Here is a 19,204-nt window from a genome sequence, read left to right on the forward strand (position 1 = left end):
CCACCGACGGCCACGGAGGACATCCGTGACCGGCCAACCGAGTCAAGGAGGACACCATGACCGACCAACTGGACTACGAGGTGACCGTCGAGGAGCTGTCGGCGCTGATGAAGCGCACCGCCGGCGTGCACGTCGACCCGGTCACCCTCCGGCAGCAGGCCGACGACGGTTTCGACACCTTCGGCCTGGACTCCCTCGGCCTGCTGGGCATCGTGGCCGAGCTGGAGAAGCGGTACGGCCTGGGCCTGCCCGAGCAGGCCGAGCGCTGCAAGACGCCCGCGGATTTCCTCGCGCTCATCAACGGCGCCCTGAAGACGGGAGTGTGACATGGCAGGGCACACCGACAACGAGATCACCATCGCCGCCCCGATGGAGCTGGTCTGGAACATGACCAACGACATCGAGAAGTGGCCCGGTCTGTTCAGCGAGTACGCCTCCGTGGAGGTGCTCGGCCGCGACGACGACAAGGTCACCTTCCGGCTCACCATGCACCCGGACGCCGACGGCAAGGTGTGGAGCTGGGTCTCCGAGCGGGTCGCCGACCCGGTCACCCGCACCGTCCGCGCCCAGCGCGTGGAGACCGGCCCCTTCCAGTACATGAACATCGTCTGGGAGTACGCGGAGACCGCCGAGGGCACCGTCATGCGCTGGACGCAGGACTTCGCGATGAAGCCGGACGCGCCCGTGGACGACGCCTGGATGACGGACAACATCAACCGCAACTCCCGTACGCAGATGGCGCTGATCCGGGACCGGATCGAGCAGGCGGCGGGCGAGCGGCGGACCGCGTCGGTGCTCGCCGACTGACACCGGCCGACCGGCACCCCGAACGGCACCGACCGACCCGACCGACACCGGCGAAGGGCAACACCACATGCACCACACACTGATCGTCGCCCGGATGGCACCCGGCGCGGCACCGGACATCGCGAAGGTGTTCGCGGAGTCCGACAGCGGCGAGTTGCCGCACCTGGTGGGCGTCAACCGGCGCAGCCTCTTCGAGTTCGGTGACGGCGTGTACCTGCACCTCATCGAGAGCGACGAGGACCCGGCCCCCACCATCGGCAGGCTGACCGGGCACCCGGAGTTCCGCCAGGTCAGCGAGCGGCTGGAGCCGTACGTCTCGGCGTACGACCCGGCGACCTGGCGCGGTCCGAAGGACGCGATGGCGCGCTGCTTCTACCGCTGGGAGCGGACCCCCGCCGGCTGACGGCGCTCCGTCCCCGCGCGCCGGGGTCGTCCGGTCACCACCGGGCGACCCCGGCGAAGACGTTCCCGGGGGCGGATCGGTTGCACCGGGGGGCCGAACGTCCGCGTGAGAAGGGACACTTCGGAAACCGTGACGTTTTCGCACGCGCGTCCGCTTGGATCTTGGGGGCACGACAGCACACCGGAGTCCGCTGTGCGTGCCCCGACGACCAGCAGAGAGGACGCACGAAGTGGGCCGATCCACCGCCCGCCGGACCGGTCGGAGAACCGGGCCGGACGGTGCCGGACACAGACCCCGCTCCCGCAGACGCAGCCGCCGCGGACCCGCCCGCGCGGTCCTGGCCTGTCTCGCCCTGGGGGCCGTGCTGCTCACCGCGGGCGTGGCCGTCGCGTACTGGCGGGAGACCCGGCCGCCGGTGACGGACGACCAGGCGGCCGACGTCGCGGACGCGCTGGACGCCTCGACCGCGAGGCCGTCCCCTTCCTCCTCGCCGTCCCCGTCCGGGTCCCCGGAGGCATCCCCGTCGCCCTCGGCCTCGCCCTCCCCCTCCACCATCGCCATTCCGGCGACCGGACCCGGAACCTTCGTCACCGCCCGGGCCGACGGCACGACCGTGGGCACCGGCAGCCGCGTACGCCGTTACAAGGTCCTGGTCGAGGACGGCGTCGACGTCCGGCCGGGCGCCGCGGCCGACGAGATATCCGAGGTGCTCGCCGACCGCCGCGGCTGGACCCGGGACGGGACCAACTCCTTCCGGCTGGTCAGCAGCGGTTCCTACGACTTCGTGGTGAAGATCGCCACGCCGGGCACCGTCGACCGGATCTGCGGCGCCGCGGGACTCCTCACCCGGGGCGAGGTCAACTGCAGCGTCGGCACGGACGTCGTGGTCAACCTCAAGCGCTGGGTGCTGGGTTCCCCGGAGTTCGACGGCCCGATCCACGAGTACCGGGCACTGATCGTCAACCACGAGGTCGGCCACCGCATCGGCCACGGCCACGAGACCTGCCCCGGCGCCGGCCGTCCCGCTCCGGCGATGATGCAGCAGATCAAGGGCCTCAAGGGGTGTGTGGCCAACGCCTGGCCCTACGACGAGGACGGCGACTACCTGAGCGGCCCCCCGGTGCCCTGAGCCGCACTCTCCCGGCCCGGGCGGCACGCGTTCGGCGGACGGTTCGCGGGACAGCCGGCAGGGCGGGGGGTGATGATCGGTCCATGACCACCACACCGCGCTTCGACCCCCGCACCCTGCTGGCCGGGAGCCGGCTCGGCGTCCTGGCGACGATCAAGTCGGACGGCCGCCCGCAGCTCTCGCCCGTCATGCCCGCCTACGACCCGGAGGCCGGCGTCGTCCGCGTGTCCACGCGCGAAGGGCTGGCCAAGACGGCGAACCTGCGCCGGGACCCGCGGGCCACGCTGGAGGTGACCGCCCCGGACGGCAGGTCCTGGGCCACCGCCGAGGGCGTCGCCACCCTCACCGGCCCGGGCACCGACCCGCACGGGCCGGAGGTCGAGGCGCTGGTGGAGTACTACCGCGCCGCGTCCGGGGAGCACCCGGACTGGGACGAGTACCGGGCGACGATGGTGTCCGACCGCCGGGTGCTGCTCACCATCACGGTCGAGCGCGTGTACGGCGCCGACCTCGGCTGAACCCGCGCGACCCCGGGCTCGGCCGGGCCCGCGCGGGAGCGGGCCCCTCGCCAACGGGTTCCGCAAGTTTTGTGCCGCGGCGCTGATAGATCCGCCCGCCGTTTCCGTACCTCCTGGCGTACCGGTACGCGCACGAGCACGCGTGCGCGTCCCCTCGCGTCGCCCCTGGAGGCACCATGCGCCTGTCCCGCAGCAGGATCGGAGTCGTCGTCCTGTTCGGTGCGATGACCCTGACCCTCACCGCGCTGGCCTTCCCGGCCGTGCTCGGTCTGGACAAGGCCGACGGCAACCAGAACCGGGTGGTGGCCAGTACGAAGTTCGGTCCGCTCACCGAGGCGGACCGCGACTTCGTGGTCAAGGTCCGGGCCGCCGGGCTGTGGGAGTACCCGCTCGGCGAGATGGTGATGGAGCGCGGTACGACGAAGTCGATGAAGACGGCCGGCGAGCACCTGGTCGTCGGGCACGCCGGTCTCGACGCGATGTGCCGCGAGATCGCCCCCGAGCTGGGCATCACCCTGCCCAACCGGGCCTCCCCGCAGCAGGAGGGCTTCGTGGCGACGGTGGACGCCAAGAGCGGCAAGGACTTCGACTCGTCGGCGGTCAACATCATGCGGGTGACCCACGGCCAGATCTTCCCGGCCATCGCCAACATCCGGGCCAGCACCAAGAACACGCTCGTGCGGCAGCTGGCGGACCTGGCCAACGACACCGTCCTGGACCACATCACGGTGCTGGAGAAGACCGGGCTGGTCGAGTACGACCAGGTCACCTTCAACCAGACCGGCCCGGCGAAGCTGCCCCGGGAGAAGGTCACCCCGCCCCCGCCGCAGCCGGACGAGCAGGTGCTGGTGCTCAAGCCGCGTCCCGACCTGAACGTGAACACCGCCGCCCCGGCGCCCAGTCCGTCCCCGGCGGCCTCCTGAGCCGGGCATCGGGGCCCGAACACCATTACGACCGGGTCACGACCTGCGGCCCGCGGAACGGGTCCCCGGCTCCGCTCGTTCTTAGGGGTCGGCGGCGGCCTGCGGAGTCCGCCGGGCCATGACCATCCGGCGCCGGGACCGGTGGTGGGCGGGGGTTCTCCTCCCGCCCTCGCCGACCCGGGGCCGACGACAGGAAGAGCGGGACCATGACCGCTTCCGGGCCGGGCAGCGGCGGCGCCCAGGGCGAGCCGGACGGTACGCCGTCCGTGCCCGAGCACGTCTGGCGGCTGTTCCTGGAGGACGACGAACGTGCCATCCGCGCCTCCGCCCCCAGGGAGCCCTCCGCGCGGGACCGGCTCTCCGGCCGGGGGCCGGAGCTCCCCGCCGGCCGGCCCGTCGGTTCCGTCCGCCCGGCCGAGACGGTCGGCGAGGCCTGGCGACCGGAGGACACGTGGGCGGGGCCGGCCTGGCGCGAGCTGGACGGACGGGCCCGGGCGCGGCGGATCGGCCGGGTGCTCGGTACGGCCGCCGCGGTCGCCGTCGCCCTGACCGCGTGGTCGCAGCTGTCCGGCGGCCCGGTCGCTCCGGGCGGCGGGCCCGCCGAAACGATCGGGCAGCGTCTGGAGGAGAGCCCCGCCCTGCCCACGGCGGCTTCCGGGGCGGCTTCCGGGGCGGCCTCTGTGGCGGACGTCGGGGCGGACTCCGGGGCGGGCTCCCCCACGGATCCTCTCTCGGAGTCCCTCGCTCCGACGGAGTCCGGCGCCGCCGGCCCCGCCGTCTTCGATCCCGCCCCGTCCGCGATACCCCGGGCGTCCGCCTCTTCGCAAACCTTCGGCTGAACCTCCGTACACCGGGTCGCGCGGCGCGGAGCGCGGCTTGTGCTCGTGCTCGTCAGGCGCTGCGCCTGCGGGTCGCCGTCTTCTTGGCGGTGCTCTTGGCCGCACCCTTGTCGCCGCTCCCCGCGGCGCTCTTGGCGGTGCTCCTGGCCGCGGTCTTCTTCGCGGTGCCCTTGGCCGCCGTCTTCCCCGCCGCCGTGGACGTGGACTTCGCCGTCGACTTCCTGGGCTCCGCCTTCTTCGCCGCCGTCTTCTTCGCGGCCGTCGAGGTGGACTTCTTGCCGCCGGTCTCCTTGGGGGCGCGCCGGGACGAGGTCTTGCGCTGCGGCAGCGATCTGACCTCGGCCGCCCGGGCCGCTTCGGCCTCCTCGCCGTCCCGGGACTCCCGGGCCGCCCGCACGCTGCTCTCCAGCGCGGCCATCAGGTCCAGCACCTTCCCGGGCGCCGCCTCCTCGCGGGCCTCCGGGGGCCGCTCGCCGGCGGCCTTGGCGGCGACGACCTCCTCGACCGCCTCCCGGTACTCGTCGTGCAGGTCGTCCAGGTCGATCTCGCCGAGGGTGTCCATGAGGGCGTCCGCGAGGTCCAGTTCCTGGTCGCGCACGGTCACGCCGCCCTCCGGGGCGACGCCCTCGGGCGCCCGCACCTCGTCCGGCCACAGCAGGCCGTGCATCGCGATGGCGTCGCCGACGACCCGGAGCATGCCGAGGCGTTCCCGGCCGCGCAGCGCGAACTTGGCGATCGCGACCCGGTTGCTGCGCTTGAGCGCCTCGCGCAGCAGGGTGTACGGCTTGGCGGCGGGCGCGCCGTTCGCCGCGAGGTAGTAGGCCGAGCCCATCTGGAGCGGGTCGATGCGGTCCTCGGGCACGAAGGCCACGATCTCGATCGTGCGGGCCGTCGGGATCGGCAGCTGGGACAGGTCCTCGTCGGTGATAGGGATCATCGAGCCGTCGGCGTCCTCGTAGGCCTTGCCGATCTCGGCCTGGGTGACCTCGCGGTCCTCCAGTTCGCAGACCTTGCGGTAGCGGATCCGGCCGCCGTCCTCCGTGTGGATCTGGCGGAAGGAGACCGAGTGGCTCTCGGTCGCGTTCACGAGCTTGATCGGGATGCTGACCAGGCCGAAGGAGATGGCGCCGTTCCAGATGGATCGCACGTGCAGCACCGTTCCTTTCGGGCGTTTTGTCACTGTTTTATGAGATTCTCATGGTATGGCGCCGATGACGGAAGTGGAGGGGCGGCGGGTGGCCCTCAGCAACCTGGACAAGGTGCTGTATCCCGCGGCCGGCCTCACCAAGGGCGAGCTGCTGCACTACTACGCGACGACCGCCCGGGTGCTGCTGCCGCACCTGCGGGACCGTCCGGTCTCCTTCCTGCGGTACCCGGACGGACCGGACGGCCAGCTGTTCTTCACCAAGAACGTGCCGCCGGGTACGCCCGACTGGGTCACCACGGCCGAGGTGCCCCGCTCGGAGGGTCCGGCCCGGATGGTGCTGGTGCAGGACCTGGCGAGCCTGATGTGGGCGGCGAACCTGGTGACCGAGTTCCACACCCACCAGTGGACCGCGGACGATCCCGGCGAGGCCGACCGGCTGGTGTTCGACCTGGACCCCGGGGCGCCCGCGACCGTGGTGCAGTGCTGCGAGGTCGCGCTGTGGCTGCGGGAGCGGCTGGCGGCGGACGGCGTCGAGGCGTACGCCAAGACCTCGGGAGCCAAGGGGCTGCACCTGCTGGCGGGGGTGCGGGGGTCGTCCTCGGAGCGGGTGTCGGAGTACGCGAAGGCGCTGGCGAGAGAGGCGGAGCAGGCGCTGCCGAAGCTGGTGGTGCACCGGATGACGCGCAGCCTGCGGCCGGGCAAGGTGTTCGTGGACTGGAGCCAGAACGCCGCCCGCAAGACCACCGCCGCCCCCTACACCGTGCGGGCCCGCGACGTGCCGGCGGTGTCCACCCCGGTGACGTGGGACGAGGTCGCAGGGTGCGGGCGGGCGGAGCAGTTCGTCTTCCGGGTGGGGGACGTCGGGCCCCGGGTGGAGGACTACGGCGATCTGCTGGCGCCGCTGTTCGACCGGCGGCGGGCTGCGGAACTGCCCTGACGCCCGCCGCCGGTCACAGACGGGCCCAGGTGGCGCGGTCCCGGGCCATGGCGTGCAGGGCCTCCGCGTCCGCCGGTTTCAGCATCCCGCCCGTCCGGGCCAGGCCGGGCAGCTCCGCGTCCGTGAGGACGCGCACGAAGCGCGGCGGGGCGGTGACGCTCACGTGCGCCGGCTCGACGAGGACGAGGACGGGGCACACCTGGGCCGTCAGGGCGTACGAGACCCGGTCGGCGTCCGCGCGGACCCGGCGCAGCAGGGGACGCGGGGTGCGCCGGCCCAGTGCCACCAGCGGGTCGGCGACGCGCACCCGCTGCCCGCGGGCGGGCAGCACCCGGAGGGCGAAGAGACCGCCGGGTCCGATCAGCAGGTGGTGGACGCGGTCGCCGCCGGGCAGCGGCAGGGAGTGCAGGGTGTGCCAGCCGGCGGCGTCGAGGCGGTCCAGGGCCGCGCCCGTCGCCTGCTCGGCGGCGAGCGCCCGGCGGCGCGGGTCGCGGCGCAGCCGGTGCGCGGGTCCGGGTTCGCGTTCCAGTGCGACCAGCAGGGCCTCGCCGGGACGGTTGGGGGCGAGGTCGTCGTCCGGGTGGAGGGTGAGCCGGGCCAGTTCGGCCGGGGTGGGGACCGGGGGCGGGCCGACGGCCACCGGTCCGGCGAGGAAGGGGGCCAGGGCTTCGAGGACCTCGTCCCTGCGGTCGTCGCCCAGCAGGTTGACGCGGGCCGCCTCGCGGTCGTACCAGGCGACGTTCCCGCCGTCCGGGAGGCAGACGTAGAGCCGTTCCCGGCCATGCCGCCAGGTCGGTATGACGCGCAGTCCCTCCACGCCCATCACCCCCCTCCATAGGACCAGGCGGGGTGCAGGCGGGGCAAGAACCCGGTTGCCTTCGGGTGGAGTTGGGCAGACCCTGGGCGGGACTGGGGAGGTGCCTGTGCGTACCCGTGGGAGAGGTCCGGACGTACCGGCCCCGGACCGGCCGTGGGACGAGATCGTGCCGGGGCTCTGGATGGGCGGGCACGAGTTCCGGCGGGCGGCCGGCCGGCTGGAGTTCGCCGTGGTGCGGGACGAGTTCGACCTCGTGCAGACGCTGCTGCGGCTGCCCGGACACGGCCCGGACGACGGTGTCCAGCACCATGTGTGGCCCATCCCCGACGGTCCTCTGGACGGCACCCAGCTCGCCGGGGTGATCCGGCTGGCCCAGGCGGCGGGCGAGGCGCTGGACGGCGGCCGGAAGGTCCTCGTCCGCTGCTACCACGGGTACAACCGCTCCGGTCTCGTGGTCGCCCACACGCTGATGCGCCGGGGCAGCAGCGCCGAGGAGGCGGTCCGGCTGATCCGGGCCCGGCGCTCGCCGTGGGCGCTGCACAACGACCTGTTCGTGGCGTATCTCCGGACCGGTCTGGCCACCGTGCGGCTGCTGGAGGACCTGGCCGAGTAGCCCGGCGGGCCCGCGCACACGCAAAATGGCCTTCCGTACGGGGACGCGTACGGCGCCGCCGGTCCCGTGGCGCCTCCGCCCGCCGTGCGGGACCGCCGACGCCGATCACCGTTCACAGACCCCAGGAGTGCAGTGCTCCCGAGCCGCCGCGGGCGCCCCGCCCGCGTTCCCGCCGCCCTCGCGCTGCTCCTGGCGACCGCGGCCGCGGCCGGTGCGCTGACAGGGTGCGGGGACACCGGCGGGCTGCGCGGTGCCGGGGCCACGCCCGCCGCGCGCAGCCCGGCCCGGCTCTGGCCCGGCCTGACACCCGCCTCCAGACCCGCGTACGACATCGGAGAGGTGGAGCACGCGGTGGTCGGGGGCGTCGACGTGCCCGGCGGTGACATCCGCAGGGCGGACCCGGTGGCCGCGGTGCGGGCGGAGATCACCGCGCACCCGGACGACTACGCGGGCGCGAAGGCGCCGTACCACGAGACGTCCGTGCGGATGGCGGACTGCGGCACGGGCGGGGCCGGGGACGAGGCCGCCGGCTGTCCGGTGCTGCGGCCGTACTACCGCGACCTGACCGGCGACGGGCGCCCCGAGATGACGCTGGGCTTCCGGCTGCTGCCGGAGAAGCTGACCGCCGTGCGCGTCTACACCGTCGAGAAGGACCGGCTGGTGCGGGTCATGTCCTACGAGGACGCCGTGAGCGCGGTCGAGCTGGCCGGGCGGACGGTGATCGTCCGTTCGCCCTCGGAGGTGGCCGGCTACGAGTACCGCCTGCAGTGGAACTGGGACGCCGACCAGCGGGCCATGCTGCTGACCAGCGACGAGATGCTGCGCACCGACGACGGCGGACGACACACGAAGCGCCCGTCCACGTCCCCGCCCGCATCTCCCTCCACCTCCCCGTCCGCTTCGCCGTCCTCCTCCGCCTCGTCCCCGGCGAGCTCCCGGTGAGGCTCGCCCTCCCCCGGTGGGCCGGGCCGCTCGCCGTGAAGGCGGCCGTCTTCATCACCGTGATGTGCTGCGCGCTCGCCGCGCTGCTCGGCGTCCTGGTGCACGTCTCGGTGACCGACCAGACCGTCGGGCAGGCGCGGGACGTCGCCCTGTCCCGGCTGCGGGAGGCGACGGAGTCGTACGAGGCGGGGGACCCGCTGCGGCGCGGCGCCGGCATCGATCCGCCGGGGCTGCCGCCGCGGCTGCGCGAGCTGGCCGGGTCGGGCGTGCGCGGCACGACGGTCGCCGAGTACGAGGGGCGCCCCACGATGTGGGCGGCCGGCCCCGCCGCGGGCGGCCGGGTGCTTGCGGTGCGGGTCGACCACTCCCAGGGCCAGGCCACCATCGACGGTCTGGACGGCGCGATCGTGTGGTCGTCGGGCCTGGCGATCGGGGCGACGCTGCTGGTCGGCGCGTTCGCGGTGACGCGGGTGACGCGGCGGCTGCACACGACGGCGCGGGTGGCGCGGCGGATCAGCGCCGGCGACCTCGACGCGCGGGTCGGCGACCCGCGCGCGCAGGATCCGACGCGCCCGCAGGACGAGGTGGCCTCGGTCGCCGCCGCGCTGGACTCCATGGCGTCCTCGCTCCAGGGCAAACTCCTCGCCGAGCGGCGCTTCACCGCGGACGTGGCGCACGAGCTGCGCACCCCGCTCACCGGCCTGCACGCGGCGGCCGAGCTGCTGCCGCCGGGCCGCCCCACCGAGCTGGTGCGGGACCGGGTGGCGGCGCTGCGCACCCTCACCGAGGACCTGCTGGAGATCTCCCGGCTGGAGAGCGGACGGGAGCGGATGGAGACGGAGCCGGAGGAGCTGGGCGCGCTGGCCCGGCGGGTGGTGCGGGGCTCGGGCACCGCCACGCGGGTGGACGTCGTACGGGACGCTCGGGTGGAGACCGACCGGCGGCGCCTGGAGCGGGTGCTGGGCAATCTGGTCGCGAACGCGCACCGGCACGGGCGGGCGCCGGTGGTGCTGACCGTGGACGGCGCGGTGATCACCGTACGGGACCACGGGGACGGTTATCCGGGGTATCTGCTCGCGCACGGGCCGCAGCGCTTTCGCACCGAGGGCGGGACCAAGGGGCACGGGCTGGGGCTGACCATCGCGCTGGGGCAGGCCGAGGTGCTCGGGGCGCGGCTGGAGTTCGCCAACCCGCCGGACGGCGGTGCGCTGGCCCGGCTGACGCTGCCTCAGCAGCCCTGACCACGGCACCTTCCCCGATGGCTCAGTGCGGCGGGCGGTGCGTACGGGGCGCTCCTAATGTGGCGGTTAGTCACCTGAAGACCCGTTCGCTCCCGGGAGGTACTCCCATGTCGCCACTGTCCGCACCCGCCTCGTGCTCCCCCCTGGTCCGCGGCCTCGCCACCGCCCTCGCGGCCGGGGCGCTCGCCACCGCCGTCGCCGTCACGCCCGCCGTCGCGAGCGACGGCGGGGGCGGCGGGACGACCCCCGCGTCCGGCGTCACCGGCGGCGCAAACGGAGGCGACCAGTGGGGCGGGAACGACGGCCGCCAGGAGCAGGGCCGCTACCGGGGCGTCGTGACGGCCGACCGGCTCGCGCTGCGCACCTCGCCGAGCCGCGGCGCGGACGTCATCCGGTACGCCCGCCGGGGCGAGGTCGTCTCCATCTACTGCAAGACGCCCGGCCCCAGCGTGCAGGGCAACCCCCTGTGGTACCTCCTCACGGACGGCACCTGGGCCTGGGGTGCGGCCCGTTACATCGACAACATCGGCCCCGCGCCGCGCTGGTGCTGAGCCGGACGACGCGCGGACCACACCATTTGGGTAAGTTCCGGACATGACCAAGGCCGGAACCGGAACCGGACTCACCGTGGCACAGGCGGACACACCCGCTCCCGTCGCCCGACTCCCCCGGCGCCGGGGCATCGAACTCGCGCTGATCCTGATGGCCGTCCTGCTCTCGGTGTTCGGCTACTGCAACGTCGGCCTCGCGCAGCACGACGCCCTCCCGCCCGGCGCCGCCGGTTACGGCGCCGGGCTCGGCGTGCTCGCCCTCCTCGCCCATCTGGCGGTACGGCTGCGCGCCCCGTACGCGGACCCGCTGCTGCTGCCCATCGGCGTGCTGCTCAACGGCCTGGGCCTGGTGCTGATCTACCGGCTCGACCTGGAGACCCCGGGCGACCGGGCTGCCCCGGCCCAGCTGGTGTGGTCGACGCTGGGGGTCGCCCTGTTCATCGTGGTCGTCCTGCTCCTGCGCGACCACCGGGTCCTGCAGCGCTACGCCTACGTGTGCGTCGCCGCCGCGCTCGCGCTGCTCACCGCGCCGATCTTCTTCCCCGCGGTGAACGGCGCCCGCATCTGGATCCGGTTCGCGGACTTCTCCATCCAGCCGGGGGAGTTCGCGAAGGTGCTGCTCGCGGTGTTCTTCGCCGCGTACCTGGCCGCCAACCGCAGCGCGCTGGCCTACGCGGGCCGCCGGGTGTGGCGGCTGCAGCTGCCCACCGGCCGCGTCCTCGGCCCGATCGTGGCGGTGTGGCTGGTCAGCGTGGGCGTCCTGGTCCTGGAGCGGGACCTCGGCACCTCGCTTCTCTTCTTCGGCCTGTTCGTGGTCCTCCTCTACATCGCCACCGGCCGCACCGGCTGGATCGCCGTCGGCCTGCTGCTGGCCTCGCTGGGCGCGGTCGCCGTGGGCTGGCTGGAGCCGCACGTGCACAGCAGGGTGGAGGACTGGCTGCACCCCTTCGCGTCCATCGAGGCGGGCCACGGGCCGGGCCAGTTGGCCCAGTCGCTCTTCGCGTTCGCGGCGGGCGGGGTGACCGGCACGGGCCTGGGCCTCGGCCACTCGGTCCTGATCGGCTTCGCCGTCAAGTCGGACTTCATCCTGGCGACGGCCGGGGAGGAGCTGGGCTTCCTCGGGCTGACCGCCGTCTTCCTGCTGTACGGGCTGCTGGTGGAGCGCGGCTACCGGGCCGGCCTCGGTGCCCGCGACCCCTTCGGGCGGCTGCTGGCGGTCGGGCTCTCCTCGATCGTGGCGCTCCAGGTGTTCGTCATCGCGGGCGGGGTGACGGGGCTGATCCCGCTGACCGGCATGGCGATGCCGTTCCTGGCGCAGGGCGGCTCCTCGGTCGTCACCAACTGGGCGATCGTGGCGCTGCTGATCCGGGTGAGCCACGCGGCCCGCAGCCAGGCCGGCGGGCGGGCGGAGCCGTGAGCGGGGAGCGGCCGAGGTGACCCGGCACATCCGGCACGCGGCTGTCTTCTGCGCCCTGCTGCTGGTCGCCCTGGTGGTCAACGCGGCCCGGGTGCAGATCGTCCAGGCCCCCCAGTACGACGACAACCCGGCCAACCGCCGCCCCGACATCGCCCGCTACCAGCAGCCGCGCGGCGACATCCTGGTCGGCGGCAAGGCGGTCACCGGCTCGCGGGACACCGGCGAGCACCTGCGCTACGAGCGGACCTACGCGAACGGGCCGATGTACGCGCCGATCACCGGCTTCGCCTCGCAGGCGTACGGGACGACGTTCCTGGAGCACGCGGAGGACGGCCTGCTGTCCGGCGCCGACCCGATGCTCGCGCCGCTGCCGCTGTGGAACGACGTCACGGGGGCCCACAACCCGGGCGGCGACGTGGTGACCACGATCGACGGGGCCGCGCAGCGGGCGGCGTTCGAGGGACTCGGGGGGCGCAAGGGGGCGGTGGCCGCCGTCGAGCCGGCCACGGGCCGCATCCTGGCCCTGGTCTCCACCCCGTCCTTCGATCCCCAGCTGCTGTCGGGCAACAGCGCGGCCGCCACCCGCACCTGGAACCGGCTGAACGCCGACCCGGACAAGCCGATGCTCAACCGGGCGGTGAGCCGGACCTATCCGCCGGGTTCGACCTTCAAGGTGGTCACCGCGGCGGCGGCGCTGGACGCCGGTCTGATCCGAGACCTGGACGCGCCGACCCGCTCCCCCGACCCGTACACCCTGCCCGGGACGCGGACGAAGCTCACCAACGAGGCCGACGGCTGCCGGAACGCCTCGCTGCGGGAGGCGTTCGAGTGGTCCTGCAACACGGTGTTCGCCAAGCTGGGTGCCGACGTGGGCGTGAGCGGCATGACGGCGATGGCGGAGGCCTTCGGCTTCAACGACGACGGGCTGCGGGTCCCCTTCCCCGTCGCACGCAGCACCTTCGACACCTCCGTCGACCGGGCCCAGCTCGGCCTGTCGTCGATCGGCCAGTACAACACCCGGGCGACGCCGCTGCAGATGGCGATGGTGGCGGCGGCGGTGGCGGGCGGCGGCCAGGTGCGTGCGCCGTACCTGGTGGAGCGGACGCTGCGGGCGGGCGGCAGCCTGGTGGCGGCGGCCGGGTCGCGCCCCGCCCGGGAGGTGATGCGCCCCTCTACGGCGGCGCGGCTCAAGGAGCTGATGACCGGCGTGGTGGACAAGGGCACCGGCGCGAAGGCCGCGATCCCGGGTGCCGTCGTCGGCGGCAAGACCGGCACCGCCCAGCACGGCGTGGGCAACTCGGGCACGCCGTACGCCTGGTTCATCTCCTGGGCGCGGGGCGACGGCGACGTGGAGCCGAAGGTCGCGGTGGCGGTGGTGGTCGAGGGCTCGGCGGCGGACCGGGAGGGCATCAGCGGGGGCGGGCTGGCGGCGCCGATCGCGCGGGGGGTGATGGGGGCGGTGCTGTCTACAGCGGGCCCGAAGGTGGCATTACCGGCGGCCGGCGGTTGATGACGGTGAGGTCAATCGTGAGGGCGAACGGGACATTGAGCTTCAGTCGGCTGTGGTGGATGCCGGTGAGGCCGTAGGTGTCCGTGGCTCGGTCGAGTTCGTAGGTGTAAACGACTGGCAGCCCCTCGTTTTCCTCGACCCTCCAGTAGTACGGGATGCCCGCCAACGCATACTTCCGCGGCTTCACGTCCCGGTCCCGTTCCTGGGAGTCCTCGGACACCACTTCGATGGCGAGGACGACGGAATCTGAGTGGTGCCATGTCTGGCGCGGTCCGGTGTCGGCATCCGCCCGATATACCAGCACGTCCGGTTCTGGCCGATTCCGCCGGTCGAGCTTGACACTGAACCCCCGGTCGACGTCGTACGCGTCCGGCGCCTGACTGAGCAGCGCGTACTCAAGCAGCCGGATGGCGCGCATGTGAAAGCGGGTCTGCGGACTCACGAAGACGAGGCTCCCGTCGATCAGCTCCGTGTGCGGAGGCAGGTTGGGAAGCTCGTCGAGGTCGTCCGCCGTCCAGCCGCCCTCCGGCGGACGGGGCCACTCGTAGTCGTCGTCCAGCCCGTAGTCACGTGCGGCGCTCATGATCGCTCCCATGTGCCGGAGTCTGACGGACACGGCCAGCGTACCCAGGGCGAACGCCGACGGAGCACTCCAGCCAGCGATACCGCGCCGGACGATTGACGACCGCGCCGTCTTTACTCGCGGTCAACAAGTTCCGCGCAAGGGATTGACGAGCTTACTGACAAGCAGTCTCATAAGACGGAGCAAGCTGGAGTGACCGCGGGTAACACGACCGTTCGACGAGGTGGGACACAGCCATGACGACCCTGACGGAAGCCGACGCGCTCGAGGGCCTGCGCGACGCGCTCGGCCTGCTCAAGGACCGGGAGCAGGTGGCCGAACGGCTGCTCGACTCGTCCGCCAAGCACTCCTTCGACCCGGACAAGGAGCTGGACTGGGACGCGCCGTTCGAGGACGGCAAGTGGTTCTGGCCGCCGGAGCTGGTGTCGCTGTACGACACCCCCATGTGGCAGCGGATGAGCGAGGAGCAGCGCATCGCGCTCTCCCAGCACGAGGCCGCCGCGCTCGCCTCGCTGGGCATCTGGTTCGAGCTGATCCTCATGCAGCTCCTGGTCCGGCACGTCTACGACAAGGCGGCGACGAGCGCCCACGTGCGCTACGCCCTGACCGAGATCGAGGACGAGTGCCGGCACTCGAAGATGTTCGCCCGCCTGATATCGCGCGGCGAGACCCCGTGGTACCCGGTGAGCCCGGTCCACCAGCACCTGGGGCGCCTGTTCAAGACGATCTCCACCACACCGGGCTCCTTCACCGCCACGCTGCTCGGCGAGGAGGTCCTGGACTGGATGCAGCGCCTGACCTTCCCGGACGAGCGGGTCCAGCCGCTGATCCGGGGCGTCACGCGCATCCACGTCGTGGAGGAGGCCCGGCACGTGCGGTACGCCCGTGAGGAGCTGCGCCGGCAGATGGTGACGGCCCCGAAGTGGTCCCAGGAGTTCACCCGGGTCACCTCCGGCGAGTTCGCCCGTGTCTTCTCCAAGGCCTTCATCAACCCCGAGGTCTACACGAACGTCGGGCTGGACAAGCGGGAGGCCCTGGCCCAGGTCCAGGCCAGCGGCCACCGCAAGGAGATCATGCAGACCGGCGCGAAGCGCCTGACCGACTTCCTGGACGACATCGGGGTCCTGCGCGGCGCCGGCCGCAAGCTGTGGCGGTCGTCCGGCCTGCTGGCGTAACCCTTCCCCAGCTGCATCCAGCTGGGGGCAGTCGTGCCGCCGGGGCGGCACGGGCGGGCGCGGCGGCACCCGGCCGGCGCCGGTCCGCGCACGCCACCGCCCGGTTACCCTGCGGACATGAATCCGCAGGCCTCCACCCCCGCCTACCGCCGCCTCAGCGTCGAGGAGCGCCGCGTCCAACTGCTGGACGCGGCGCTCGCCCTCTTCGCCCACCGGCCCCCGGAGGAGGTCTCCCTGGACGACGTCGCCGAGCAGGCCGGGGTGTCGCGGCCACTGGTCTACCGGTACTTCCCCGGCGGCAAGCAGCAGCTGTACGAGGCCGCGCTCGGCTCCGCCGCCGACGAGCTGCGCCTGTGCTTCGACGAGCCCCGCACGGGCCCGCTGCTGGCCCGGCTCTCCCGCGCCCTGGACCGCTACCTCGCCTTCGTCGACGAGCACGACACCGGCTTCAGCGCCCTGCTGCGCGGCGGCAGCGTGGTCGAGACCTCGCAGACCTCGGGCATCGTGGACGGCGTACGCCGGGCCGCCGCCGACCACATCATGAGCCACCTGGCCGTCGCCGAACCCGGCCCCCGGCTGCGGATGACCGTCCGGATGTGGATCACGGCGGTGGAGGCGGCCTCGCTGATCTGGCTGGACGAGGACAAGCAGCCGCCCGTCGAGGAGCTGCGGGACTGGCTGGTGGAGCAGTTCCTCGCCGTGCTGACGGTCACCGCCCGCCGCGACCCGCAGACCGCGACGCTGGTCGAGGCGCTGGCGGCGGACCTCTGACACCGTGCGCCGGGCTCGGGCACCGGTGCGCCCATCACCGACACTGGTGCCGTGAAGAGCGAAGACACCCCCTTCGAGGGCGGTCCCATGGACGGGCGCGTGCTGCCCGTCCTGGTCGGGATGACCGGCCACCCGCCGAAGACGTACCGCATCCCCGTACCGGACCCGGACGGCGGCCCGCCCACCGTGCTGGTGTACCGCAGGGAGCCCCGGGACGCCCGGGGCGGCCTGCGGTTCGCCCGGTGGAAGTACACGTACGACCCCTCGGGCCGCAGGGGCTCCGACCGGAAGTGGCCCTGGTCGAAACCGGACCGCCCGGCGGCCGCCGATCCAGACGCCACGCCGGGTGGCAAGCCGGACGACGCGGACGGGTGACCCGGTTGCGCCGATCCGCGCACACTCGGCGCGCGAAGCCCGCGGACCCGTCCCATGCTCGCCGTGCGGAGCGGACCCGCCGCCCCGCACCGGAGGTGATGGCGTGTCAGGAAGGCTTCCGCGGCTGGTGTGTACGGCGGCGCTCACGGCCGGGATCGTCCTCGCGCCCGTGCCCGCCGCGGCCGAACCCGTACCCGACGCGGCCGGCGACCGCACGGTGGCCGAGCTGCTGACGGACCTTCAGCGGCTGTACCGGGAGGCGGAGAAGGCCACCGAGTCCTACAACGGCACCGAGGAACGCCTGCTCAGGCAGCGCGCCGAGGTGCGGCGGCTGGACGCCGAGCTGGCGCGGGCCCGGCTGTCCCTGCACGACAGCCGTGGCGCGGCCGGACGGCTGGCCCGGCAGCAGTACCAGAGCAGCAGCGGCCTGTCCCCGTACCTGCGGCTGCTGCTGGCCCGTGACCCGCAGCACGCCGTCGACCAGGGGCATGTGATCGGCCGGCTGGCCCGGGAACGGGTCGACACCGTGGGCCGGCTGAGCGGCGCCGAGAAGAAGGCCGGCACACTGGCCCGGCGCTCGCGCGAGGCCCTGGCCCGGCAGACCGCCCTCGCCGAGGCCCAGGAGAAGGAACGGGATGGCGTACGCGAACGCCTGGCCGCCGTGGAGAAGATGCTCGCGTCCCTCACCCCCGGGCAACTGGCCGCGCTGACGGAGCTGGAGAGCAGTGGGATCGCCGAGGAGCAGGAGCGGTTCCTGGCGTCCGGCGCGCTCGGTGACGACGCCAAGCCGTCCGCCGAGGGCGACCGGGCGGTGCGCTTCGCGGTGGAGCAGCTCGGCAAGCCGTACGAGTGGGGCGCCGAGGGCCCGGCGTCGTACGACTGCTCGGGGCTGACCTCCGTGGCCTGGGAGCGGGCCGGGACGCCCATCCCGCGGACCAGCCAGGAGCAGTGGGCCCGCCTCGACCACGTGGCGCTGGACGAGCTGCGCCCGGGCGACCTGGTCGTGTACTTCCCCGAGGCCACCCACGTGGCGATGTACCTCGGGGACGGCATGGTCGTCCAGGCACCGCGCCCCGGCGCCGACGTCAAGGTGTCGCCGATCGCCGCCAACCCGGTGCTGGGCGCCGTACGTCCCGACCCGGGCGGGGAGCCCGTACGGCGCTACACTCCACCGAGGCTCCCGGCCGGGGCGACGGACGGGGCGGACACGGGGTACGCCGGCTCCTACGCGCCTGCCGCGCCCGAGACCTCGGCCAGGTAGCCCTCGGTCTTCGCCGGGTCGTAGAAGAAGTTCTCGAAGTCGGAGGGGTCGTTGAAGCCGTTGGCGAAGCGGTCGGCGACCGGCTGGAGCTGACCGGCGGCGCCGATCAGGTTCAGGACGTGCTCCGGCGGCGGCGCCAGCATGGCGTTGGTCCACTTGGTGACGTGCTGGGCCGTCTCCCAGTAGCGGTCGAAGGTCTGCTGCATCCAGGCCTCGTCGAACTCCTTCTCGCCCTGCTCCAGGATCGAGGCGAGGTAGGAGGCGGCGCACTTGGAGGCGGAGTTGGAGCCCTGGCCGGTGATCGGGTCGTTGGCGACGACCACGTCGGCCACGCCGAGGACGAGTCCGCCGCCGGGGAGGCGGCCGATCGGGTTGCGGACGGTGGGGGCGTAGCGGCCGGCCAGGGTGCCGCCGGCGTCGGTCAGTTCGACCTTGGTGGCCCGCGCGTACTCCCAGGGCAAGAACTTCTCCATGAGTTCCAGGGTCAGGGAGAGGTGCTCCGCCGGGTCCTTGACGTCCTTGAAGGCGTCGAGCGGGCCGCCGGGTATGCCCTCCCAGAACAGGATGTCGGCGCGGCCCGAGGTGGTGAACGTCGGCATGATGAACATCTCGCCGACACCGGGCACCAGGTTGCAGCGCACGGCCTCCGTCTCCGGGTGCTCGGGGCGCGGGCCCATCCCGTGCACGTAGGCGACGGCGAGGGCGCGCTGCGGCTCTCTGTACGGAGACCTCTGCGGGTCCCGGCCGAACATCTGGACCAGCTCGCCCTTGCCCGCCGAGACCAGGACGAGGTCGTAGGCGCGGGAGAAGTAGTCCAGGTCGCCGACGGCGGCGCCGTGGATGACCAGCTGGCCGCCGCGCTGGGCGAAGGTCTCCATCCAGCCGGCCATCTTCACCCGCTGGTCGACCGACTGCGCGAAGCCGTCGAGGCGCCCGAGCCAGTCGATCGCGCGCTGCGAGGGGCCGGGGTCGAAGGAGCCGGGGGCCGCCACCGAGACGCCGAGTCCCTCGATCTTCGGGGCCTGGGACTCCCAGAAGTTCAGCTGGAGATCGCGCTCGTGCTGGAGTGCCGTGTGGAACATGCACTGCGTCGACATGACCCGGCCGGTGCGGATCTCGTCCGCGGTCCGGTTGGACATCAGGGTGACCTCGTAGCCGTGCGACTGCAGGCCGAGGGCGAGCTGGAGACCGGACTGGCCGGCTCCGACGACGAGTATCTTCCGCATGCGGTTTTCCGTCTCCTAC

At 73.3% G+C, this 19,204-nt stretch carries 22 protein-coding genes; 18 read left to right on the forward strand and 4 right to left on the reverse strand.

Annotation, left to right across the window (positions count from 1 at the left end; genetic code table 11):
* Window positions 1-56: 56 nt before the first annotated feature.
* From ACIQFU_RS15995 to ACIQFU_RS16025, 7 genes are all read left to right on the forward strand, one after another.
* Window positions 57-326, forward strand: a complete 270-nt coding sequence (locus ACIQFU_RS15995) for an acyl carrier protein (RefSeq protein WP_402551965.1) — start codon at window positions 57-59, stop codon at window positions 324-326.
* Window position 327: 1 nt separating this feature from the next.
* The gene (locus tag ACIQFU_RS16000) at window positions 328-807 is read left to right on the forward strand and encodes an SRPBCC family protein (RefSeq protein WP_003973657.1); all 480 of its coding nucleotides are present in this window, start codon (window positions 328-330) and stop codon (window positions 805-807) included.
* Window positions 808-874: 67 nt separating this feature from the next.
* Window positions 875-1,210 carry a TcmI family type II polyketide cyclase gene (locus ACIQFU_RS16005; protein WP_011030169.1) on the forward strand — a complete coding sequence of 112 codons (336 nt, stop codon included), beginning with the start codon at window positions 875-877 and terminating at the stop codon, window positions 1,208-1,210.
* A gap of 229 nt (window positions 1,211-1,439) precedes the next feature.
* Window positions 1,440-2,339: a DUF3152 domain-containing protein gene (locus tag ACIQFU_RS16010; protein ID WP_402551967.1), complete on the forward strand. Its 900-nt coding sequence runs from the start codon at window positions 1,440-1,442 to the stop codon at window positions 2,337-2,339.
* A gap of 83 nt (window positions 2,340-2,422) precedes the next feature.
* Complete coding sequence (locus ACIQFU_RS16015; protein ID WP_402551969.1) at window positions 2,423-2,857, forward strand: PPOX class F420-dependent oxidoreductase; 435 nt, start codon at window positions 2,423-2,425, stop codon at window positions 2,855-2,857.
* 176 nt (window positions 2,858-3,033) lie between these two features.
* Window positions 3,034-3,780, forward strand: a complete 747-nt coding sequence (locus ACIQFU_RS16020; protein WP_402551971.1) for a DUF4142 domain-containing protein — start codon at window positions 3,034-3,036, stop codon at window positions 3,778-3,780.
* A gap of 206 nt (window positions 3,781-3,986) precedes the next feature.
* Entirely contained in the window at window positions 3,987-4,619 is a 633-nt protein-coding gene (locus ACIQFU_RS16025) for a hypothetical protein (RefSeq protein ID WP_402551973.1), read from the forward strand.
* A 52-nt stretch (window positions 4,620-4,671) separates the two neighbouring features.
* On the opposite strand, the gene ACIQFU_RS16030 is transcribed toward ACIQFU_RS16025, so the two are convergent.
* Window positions 4,672-5,766 carry a Ku protein gene (locus tag ACIQFU_RS16030; protein ID WP_402551974.1) on the reverse strand — a complete coding sequence of 365 codons (1,095 nt, stop codon included), beginning with the start codon at window positions 5,764-5,766 and terminating at the stop codon, window positions 4,672-4,674.
* A gap of 55 nt (window positions 5,767-5,821) precedes the next feature.
* Between ACIQFU_RS16030 and ligD the strand changes: the two genes are divergently transcribed.
* The gene (gene ligD, locus ACIQFU_RS16035; RefSeq protein WP_402551976.1) at window positions 5,822-6,703 is read left to right on the forward strand and encodes a non-homologous end-joining DNA ligase; all 882 of its coding nucleotides are present in this window, start codon (window positions 5,822-5,824) and stop codon (window positions 6,701-6,703) included.
* Between the two features lie 13 nt (window positions 6,704-6,716).
* Here the strand turns inward: ligD and ACIQFU_RS16040 are convergent, their stop codons facing one another.
* Window positions 6,717-7,520 (reverse strand): nuclease-related domain-containing protein, encoded by an 804-nt coding sequence (locus tag ACIQFU_RS16040; RefSeq protein ID WP_402552324.1) that lies wholly within the window; start codon window positions 7,518-7,520, stop codon window positions 6,717-6,719.
* Window positions 7,521-7,626: 106 nt separating this feature from the next.
* Between ACIQFU_RS16040 and ACIQFU_RS16045 the strand changes: the two genes are divergently transcribed.
* From ACIQFU_RS16045 to ACIQFU_RS16070, 6 genes are all read left to right on the forward strand, one after another.
* On the forward strand, window positions 7,627-8,133 hold the full coding sequence (locus ACIQFU_RS16045; RefSeq protein ID WP_402551977.1) for a dual specificity protein phosphatase family protein: 507 nt from the start codon (window positions 7,627-7,629) through the stop codon (window positions 8,131-8,133).
* Between the two features lie 132 nt (window positions 8,134-8,265).
* Window positions 8,266-9,075, forward strand: a complete 810-nt coding sequence (locus ACIQFU_RS16050) for a hypothetical protein (RefSeq protein WP_402551979.1) — start codon at window positions 8,266-8,268, stop codon at window positions 9,073-9,075.
* On the forward strand, window positions 9,072-10,316 hold the full coding sequence (locus tag ACIQFU_RS16055; protein ID WP_402551981.1) for an ATP-binding protein: 1,245 nt from the start codon (window positions 9,072-9,074) through the stop codon (window positions 10,314-10,316). Before ACIQFU_RS16050 ends, ACIQFU_RS16055 begins: the two co-directional genes overlap by 4 nt.
* A gap of 107 nt (window positions 10,317-10,423) precedes the next feature.
* A complete protein-coding gene (locus tag ACIQFU_RS16060) occupies window positions 10,424-10,867 on the forward strand; it encodes an SH3 domain-containing protein (protein WP_402551982.1) in 444 nt (147 codons plus the stop codon).
* Between the two features lie 43 nt (window positions 10,868-10,910).
* Window positions 10,911-12,284: an FtsW/RodA/SpoVE family cell cycle protein gene (locus ACIQFU_RS16065; protein WP_402551984.1), complete on the forward strand. Its 1,374-nt coding sequence runs from the start codon at window positions 10,911-10,913 to the stop codon at window positions 12,282-12,284.
* 16 nt (window positions 12,285-12,300) lie between these two features.
* A complete protein-coding gene (locus ACIQFU_RS16070) occupies window positions 12,301-13,794 on the forward strand; it encodes a penicillin-binding transpeptidase domain-containing protein (RefSeq protein ID WP_402551985.1) in 1,494 nt (497 codons plus the stop codon).
* On the opposite strand, the gene ACIQFU_RS16075 is transcribed toward ACIQFU_RS16070, so the two are convergent.
* Window positions 13,751-14,377 carry a Uma2 family endonuclease gene (locus tag ACIQFU_RS16075; RefSeq protein ID WP_402552325.1) on the reverse strand — a complete coding sequence of 209 codons (627 nt, stop codon included), beginning with the start codon at window positions 14,375-14,377 and terminating at the stop codon, window positions 13,751-13,753. The two genes, ACIQFU_RS16070 and ACIQFU_RS16075, sit on opposite strands and share 44 nt — an antisense overlap.
* A 236-nt stretch (window positions 14,378-14,613) precedes the next feature.
* Between ACIQFU_RS16075 and ACIQFU_RS16080 the strand changes: the two genes are divergently transcribed.
* The 4 genes from ACIQFU_RS16080 (at window position 14,614) to ACIQFU_RS16095 (ending at window position 17,959) form a co-directional block, all read left to right on the forward strand.
* A complete protein-coding gene (locus ACIQFU_RS16080; RefSeq protein WP_054099043.1) occupies window positions 14,614-15,552 on the forward strand; it encodes a diiron oxygenase in 939 nt (312 codons plus the stop codon).
* A gap of 117 nt (window positions 15,553-15,669) precedes the next feature.
* On the forward strand, window positions 15,670-16,323 hold the full coding sequence (locus tag ACIQFU_RS16085) for a TetR/AcrR family transcriptional regulator (protein WP_402551987.1): 654 nt from the start codon (window positions 15,670-15,672) through the stop codon (window positions 16,321-16,323).
* Between the two features lie 51 nt (window positions 16,324-16,374).
* Window positions 16,375-16,698 carry a hypothetical protein gene (locus ACIQFU_RS16090; protein WP_402551988.1) on the forward strand — a complete coding sequence of 108 codons (324 nt, stop codon included), beginning with the start codon at window positions 16,375-16,377 and terminating at the stop codon, window positions 16,696-16,698.
* A gap of 103 nt (window positions 16,699-16,801) precedes the next feature.
* A complete protein-coding gene (locus ACIQFU_RS16095) occupies window positions 16,802-17,959 on the forward strand; it encodes an NlpC/P60 family protein (RefSeq protein ID WP_402551990.1) in 1,158 nt (385 codons plus the stop codon).
* Here ACIQFU_RS16095 and ACIQFU_RS16100 read toward each other — a convergent pair.
* Window positions 17,923-19,185 carry a styrene monooxygenase/indole monooxygenase family protein gene (locus tag ACIQFU_RS16100; protein WP_402551992.1) on the reverse strand — a complete coding sequence of 421 codons (1,263 nt, stop codon included), beginning with the start codon at window positions 19,183-19,185 and terminating at the stop codon, window positions 17,923-17,925. The genes ACIQFU_RS16095 and ACIQFU_RS16100 overlap by 37 nt on opposite strands.
* Window positions 19,186-19,204 lie beyond the last annotated feature (19 nt).

This window comes from Streptomyces sp. NPDC093065 (assembly GCF_044754585.1).
Classification (GTDB): domain Bacteria; phylum Actinomycetota; class Actinomycetes; order Streptomycetales; family Streptomycetaceae; genus Streptomyces.

What these genes read in the sequence shown, in the direction of transcription:
- ACIQFU_RS15995 (WP_402551965.1), top strand. Translation starts at nt 57, where the DNA reads ATGACCGACCAACTGGACTACGAGGTGACCGTCGAGGAGCTGTCGGCG.
- ACIQFU_RS16000 (WP_003973657.1), top strand. Translation starts at nt 328, where the DNA reads ATGGCAGGGCACACCGACAACGAGATCACCATCGCCGCCCCGATGGAG.
- ACIQFU_RS16005 (WP_011030169.1), top strand. Translation starts at nt 875, where the DNA reads ATGCACCACACACTGATCGTCGCCCGGATGGCACCCGGCGCGGCACCG.
- ACIQFU_RS16015 (WP_402551969.1), top strand. Translation starts at nt 2,423, where the DNA reads ATGACCACCACACCGCGCTTCGACCCCCGCACCCTGCTGGCCGGGAGC.
- ACIQFU_RS16020 (WP_402551971.1), top strand. Translation starts at nt 3,034, where the DNA reads ATGCGCCTGTCCCGCAGCAGGATCGGAGTCGTCGTCCTGTTCGGTGCG.
- ACIQFU_RS16025 (WP_402551973.1), top strand. Translation starts at nt 3,987, where the DNA reads ATGACCGCTTCCGGGCCGGGCAGCGGCGGCGCCCAGGGCGAGCCGGAC.
- ligD (WP_402551976.1), top strand. Translation starts at nt 5,822, where the DNA reads ATGGCGCCGATGACGGAAGTGGAGGGGCGGCGGGTGGCCCTCAGCAAC.
- ACIQFU_RS16060 (WP_402551982.1), top strand. Translation starts at nt 10,424, where the DNA reads ATGTCGCCACTGTCCGCACCCGCCTCGTGCTCCCCCCTGGTCCGCGGC.
- ACIQFU_RS16065 (WP_402551984.1), top strand. Translation starts at nt 10,911, where the DNA reads ATGACCAAGGCCGGAACCGGAACCGGACTCACCGTGGCACAGGCGGAC.
- ACIQFU_RS16075 (WP_402552325.1), bottom strand. Translation starts at nt 14,377, where the DNA reads ATGAGCGCCGCACGTGACTACGGGCTGGACGACGACTACGAGTGGCCC.
- ACIQFU_RS16080 (WP_054099043.1), top strand. Translation starts at nt 14,614, where the DNA reads ATGACGACCCTGACGGAAGCCGACGCGCTCGAGGGCCTGCGCGACGCG.
- ACIQFU_RS16085 (WP_402551987.1), top strand. Translation starts at nt 15,670, where the DNA reads ATGAATCCGCAGGCCTCCACCCCCGCCTACCGCCGCCTCAGCGTCGAG.
- ACIQFU_RS16100 (WP_402551992.1), bottom strand. Translation starts at nt 19,185, where the DNA reads ATGCGGAAGATACTCGTCGTCGGAGCCGGCCAGTCCGGTCTCCAGCTC.